Genomic DNA, 5519 nt, shown 5'->3' with positions numbered 1-5519 from the left:
CGACATACGTCGGGATACAGAGCAAACCGAACTGTGGCATTGTTGGTGCGATAATTGCCAATAAAATGCCCAATGACGAAATCGAAAATAAAAACGCTATGGCACCTAGGGCAAAGAGCGGTAAGGAACTTAATGCAATGGGCACACCCAACACACCTCGAACCATAAAGATCAAGGAAAGCATTGCTACCGTTAATAGCACCAAACCGTTAGCGACAATTTTAGCCACGGCAATTTCACTTGAAGTCACGGGCATCACCAATAAATGTTCAATGGTTCCCCGCTCACGTTCCCGAATAACAGCCGCGCCAACCAACAGCAACACAAGTAAATTTAAGTTCCCGACAATTTGCATTGTGCCCATAAGCCATTTGCTTGAATAGTTTGGGTTGTACAACACATTGATCACGGCAAGGTTATCTAACGAAGCTGAATTTAATGCCAAATATTGCGCCACTTCTTGATTAAAAATTTGAGAAATATAGTTACTCCCTACGCCTGCTTGGGTCATTGCCGTAGCATCAATCAACAGCTGAATTTTCGGCGATAAGCCTTTCAACATATCCCGTTCGAAATTCGGTGGAATTTCCAACACAAAGGTATAAGTGCCGGTATCCATTGCCCGATCCACTTCATTTGCCGAGATTTCCTGTACTTTTTTGAAATTTGGCTCAATCAAGCTGTCTCTTAACCGATAAGACAAGGTTGAACGATCGTTATCCACCACTGCGACTGCCGCATTTTTCAGCTCCGTCGTCGGCATATTGGCAATAGTATAAAGCGCCATACTGAACATATATAAAATCAAAGCAATCAGCGTTAAATCCGAAAACAGACTCGAAAACTCTTTTTTCGATAAATAGATCACATTCTTTAACCAGCGCATCTTATTTCTCCTGTTTTTTCAATGATAAGGATGCCAAGATTAAATAGACCGAATAGATGATAATTAAAGCGCCATAGTTGGCAATAAAATCATAAAAGCCCAGCCCTTTGGTGAATCCGCCTAAACTAATCAACTGAAACCAGGCACCTGGGAAAATATGAGCGATAACGTAGGTCGGCGTTGGTAATGTTGCTGTCGGGTACATCATTCCTGAGAAATTCATCGTTGGCACCATAATTAAAATAGCGGTGGCAAAAAGTGCCGCAACCTGCGATTTCACAAAGCTTGATACCACTAAACCAAAGCCTGTTGAAGCGGTAACAACCAATAACGCTCCTAAAAACATTGCCCAAACCGAGCCTTTTATCGGTACACCAAAGATGACGACGGCGATAAAAATCAGCACCAAATAACTTAAAAACGCCAAAACAATATAGGGTAGCTGCTTACCTAATAAGAATTGCAATTTACTCGCAGGCGATCCGTATAAATTCATAATCGAACCGATCTCTTTCTCCCGAACGATACCCAATGCAGTCATCATCGAAGGTACCATCATCATCGCTAACATAATCACACCCGGAGTAATCGCAAAAATACTCTTAAAATCCTGGTTATACATAAAACGAGGTTCAATCAGCGATGATGTCGTTGAATTTGCTGTAGCAGGAAAATTCTCCCGTACATATTGAGCAAGCACACCGTTTGCCGACGATTTCAAATTTTCCGCCGTGGACGGAAACGCCCCGTCAATAAAAATCCCGATTGGCGTCATTTGACCTTTTAAGATCGAACGCCCGAACTCCGCCGGAATTTCCAGCACCAACTTGACTTCGGCGCTTTTTAACACCCGATCAATCTCCGCCGTGGAATAAATTTCAGGCTGTTCAATAAAATAAGGCGAACCACGAAAATACTCGATCAATCGGCGGCTTTCCGAGCTGTTGTCGTGATCCAACACGGTAAACTTCAGCGGGTTAATATCAAACGAAATACTTGACGCCATAGCCAACAACATCACGGCAGGACCGCCAATCGCAAACAACAGGCGGATATTATCCCGTAGCAACTCTTTGCTCTCACGCAAGGCAAAAGTCCAAACCATGGCAAACCAAGCAAACAATCCGACCGCTTGTGAATGGCTGACAAGCGGTTCGTTTTGCGCATTTTTTTGCAACTGGGGTTGGGTAATCTCGTCCGCTTGTTCTTCCAAATAACGAATAAAGGCTTCTTCCAGCGTAGCGGCGTTTTTGCCGATCCGTAACTCCTCCGGTGTACCAACGCCCAATACTTTTCCGCGATGCATAAAAGAAATACGATCGCAACGAGCCGCTTCATTCATAAAATGGGTGGTGACGAAAATCGTGATCTTATCTTCTCGAGACAGTTTAATCAGATATTCCCAAAACATATCCCGTGCGGCAGGATCAACCCCCGACGTCGGTTCGTCCAAAATTAACACTTCCGGCTGATGTAAACAGGCGGCAGCCAGTTGTAATCGTTGGCGAATCCCTAACGGCAATGAAGCCGGTGTTTGTTCGGCAAATTCAACCAGATGAAATTGCGCCAGTGATCGCTGAACGTAGTGATCCCACTGCGAAGGTTCGATTTGATACAATTTAGCGTGTAGACGCAAATTTTCTCTTACGGTTAATTCTTCATAAAGGGAGAAGGCTTGCGACATATAGCCCACTTTTTTACGGGTATTGATATCGCCGGCATCAATCGGCTGCCCGAGCAAGGTTGCCGAGCCTTCCGTTGGCTCAAGTAATCCGGTTAGCATTTTCATTGTGGTGGATTTACCACAACCGTTCGAGCCTAAAAAGCCAAAAATCTCGCCTCTTGGAATGGTGAAGCTCACATTATCCACCGACACAAAATTTGCAAATTTTTTGGTTAAACCGACCGCTTGTATTGCCGGTGGTTCGTTCGGGTTCGGGATAAAAGGCGGAATAACCAAGCCGTTCTCCGCTCCTCGTTTTTCGGGCGGTAACAATTTGATATAGGCTTGCTCTAAAGTCTCGCTGTTCGTTTCTTGCATCACTTGGCGGGTCGGCTTATCGGCAATAATTCTGCCGTCGTCCATCGCAATCAAATGTTCAAACCCTTCAGCTTCATCAATGTAAGCGGTGGCAACAATGACGGTCATTGTCGGGCTTTCTTGGCGTAAACTCTCCACCAATTCCCAAAATTGGCGGCGGGAAAGCGGATCTACGCCGGTGGTTGGTTCGTCCAAAATGAGCAAATCGGGGCTGTGTACCAATGCACAGCATAAACTGAGTTTCTGCTTCATTCCGCCCGATAATTTTCCGGCTGGTCTGTCGGCAAAAGGCAGTAACCCCGTTGCCTGCAATAATCGTTCAATCCGAGCTTGGCGGTAGGATTTCGGCAAGCTGTAAAGACGGGCGTGAAATTCAATATTTTCATAAATAGAGAGGGTCGGATAGAGGTTTTTCCCCAATCCTTGCGGCATAAAAGCAATTTTATGGGAGAGCTGATCGCGCGCTTTGCTGTCTGCAATGTTTAAGCCAAACACCGAAATGTCGCCCTGTTGTAGGATTTTTACCCCTGAAATCAGTGAAAGTAAGGTCGATTTCCCTACACCATCAGGCCCGATTAACCCCACCGTAACGCCTTGAGGAATTTGTAGTGATACCTCTTTCAGCGCCTGTGTTTTGCCGTATTGATGAGAAAGATGTTGGATTGAAATAGCGAAATTCATAACATTTCCACATTATTTTTCTGATGGTAATTTAACGTTGAATGCGTCAGACCATTCTGCCTTGCCATCATATTTCACATACCCCATTGCCGTCATACCGCCTTTAAAGAATGCCGGATTTTGTTTTACGATCTCTTCGGAAATTTGTAGCTTGATTTTAAACATCATTTTGGTGCGTTCTTCGGCGGTTTCGACCGATTTCGGCGTAAATTGAGCTTGTGAAGAGATATAGCTTACCTTGGCAGGGAAAACCGCATCCACGCCATCAACAATGACACGGGCTTCATCGCCGATTTTAACTTGATTAGCTTGATAAGACGGTAAGAATACGTTGATATACACATCATCTAAATCCAAAATGCTGACCACTTTACCGCCCACACCAAGTACATTGCCAACATCAGCAAGCTGATATTCCACACGTCCGCTCAACGGTGAACGAATAAGCATATCTTCATTTTGAGATTGGGCATTTTGCGCATCGGCTTTGGCTCTTTCAACCATCGCTTGCGCTTGGGAAATGGTTGCATCCGCTTGGCTTACGGTTGCTTGTGCTTCGGCTCGTGCGGCTTTTGCCGTCTCAATCGCTGATTGTGCCACTTTATAATTGGCTTGACGGCGTTCTAATTCGCTGGCGGAAATCAAATTATCACGGCGTAGCTTTTTAGCGTTATCCAATTCCAATTTCGCCACGCTTAACTGTTGCTGTTGGGCATTAATTTCAGCGTTCGCACGGCTGACGGTTTCCAGCGCACGTTGCTTTTGGGCTTTCGCTTGTGCAACTTGTGCCTGCATCGCTTCAATTTGTGCCGAAGTCGCATTTACTTGGCTCTCAATTTGGCTGGAAGAAAGACGGGCAAGGGCTTGATTTTTCTCCACATCCTCGCCTTCTTTGACCAACATCTCTTCCACACGCCCTGCATAAAGCGTTGCTACATCAACACGATCTACCGTCAAACGCCCGTTTACACCACTAATCCCGTCCGGTAAGTTCGAGCGGCTTTGCGTCTGTTTCCAATAGATACCGCCACCAACAACGGCAATCACCAATAGTGCAATCCATACTTTTTTCATCTTATCCCCTTCATCCCTCAATATCGTCTAAATAAAAAGCAGTGTAGGAAAATCACGAATCCGACTCAATCATCAAAAAACAATAAAATGTTGCTTATCTCGATAAAAAACGATATTTTGTTGTTTATCCTGCTCAAAAAGAAGGCAAATAGATATGAATAAAGATGATATTCGGGTCATTAAAACCGCTAAAAGTATTCATCAGGCGTTTTTCAGCTTATTGGAAGAAAAAGATTATCAAGAGATTACGATCCAAGATATTTTAGACGTTGCACAGATTAACCGCACCACGTTCTATAAACACTATGCGAATAAAGATACGTTGGCTCGACAACTTGTTGAGGAATTTAAACAAACGGTTTTTTTGCCTTTGTTAGAGCAACGTTTTCATGAAACGTCTTTAGTATTTGCCGAAAAAGCGGCACCGCTCATTCTCAAAAACCGCGAAAAAATCCAACTGCTTTGGAAAATCGAAACGCCTAAAATTCACCTTAAACAAGATATGTATAAAATCATTCGGCAGCGATACATTGAAGTCTTATCGAAAGAAGTTGATGATAACGAATTAATCGATTTGGAATATCAAGGGCATTTATATGCGTCCTTTGCCATTGCGTCGATGACCTTCAGTTTTGAGCATAATAAAGCGCTCAACCCGTTGCATCTCATTGAAAATTTAAAAATGTTATTTGAACGGGCAATTTTATAATCCGACAAGAGGTGAGATCTTCCGAAAAATTTGCAAATTGCAAAATGTGGTCAACATCCGACCGCTTGTTTCAAGGTCGAATACGGCAAATCATGTCGTTAAAAAGCTCACCTGATTGTCATTGCCGG

4 protein-coding genes are annotated in these 5519 nt (G+C 43.9%); 1 reads left to right on the top strand and 3 read right to left on the bottom strand.

Translation table 11 applies throughout. The features are described 5' to 3' along the window. From ACEYJ7_RS08550 to ACEYJ7_RS08540, 3 genes are all read right to left on the bottom strand, one after another. The coding region (locus tag ACEYJ7_RS08550) for an ABC transporter permease (RefSeq protein ID WP_373778660.1) at positions 1–886 on the bottom strand (886 nt) is incomplete at its 3' end. Position 887: 1 nt separating this feature from the next. Next, positions 888–3608 (bottom strand): ribosome-associated ATPase/putative transporter RbbA, encoded by a 2721-nt coding sequence (gene rbbA / locus ACEYJ7_RS08545; protein ID WP_373778658.1) that lies wholly within the window; start codon positions 3606–3608, stop codon positions 888–890. A 12-nt stretch (positions 3609–3620) separates the two neighbouring features. Further along, a complete protein-coding gene (locus ACEYJ7_RS08540) occupies positions 3621–4682 on the bottom strand; it encodes an HlyD family secretion protein (RefSeq protein ID WP_373778657.1) in 1062 nt (353 codons plus the stop codon). A 154-nt stretch (positions 4683–4836) separates the two neighbouring features. On the opposite strand from ACEYJ7_RS08540, the gene ACEYJ7_RS08535 reads away from it, so the two are divergent. Then, entirely contained in the window at positions 4837–5391 is a 555-nt protein-coding gene (locus ACEYJ7_RS08535) for a TetR/AcrR family transcriptional regulator (protein WP_373767710.1), read from the top strand. The last annotated feature ends 128 nt before the right edge of the window (positions 5392–5519 follow it).

Origin of the sequence: Glaesserella sp. (genome assembly GCF_041814905.1) — a bacterium.
In the GTDB taxonomy this organism is placed as follows: Bacteria; Pseudomonadota; Gammaproteobacteria; order Enterobacterales; family Pasteurellaceae; genus Glaesserella.
This window is presented reverse-complemented; position numbering and strand designations above follow the sequence as displayed.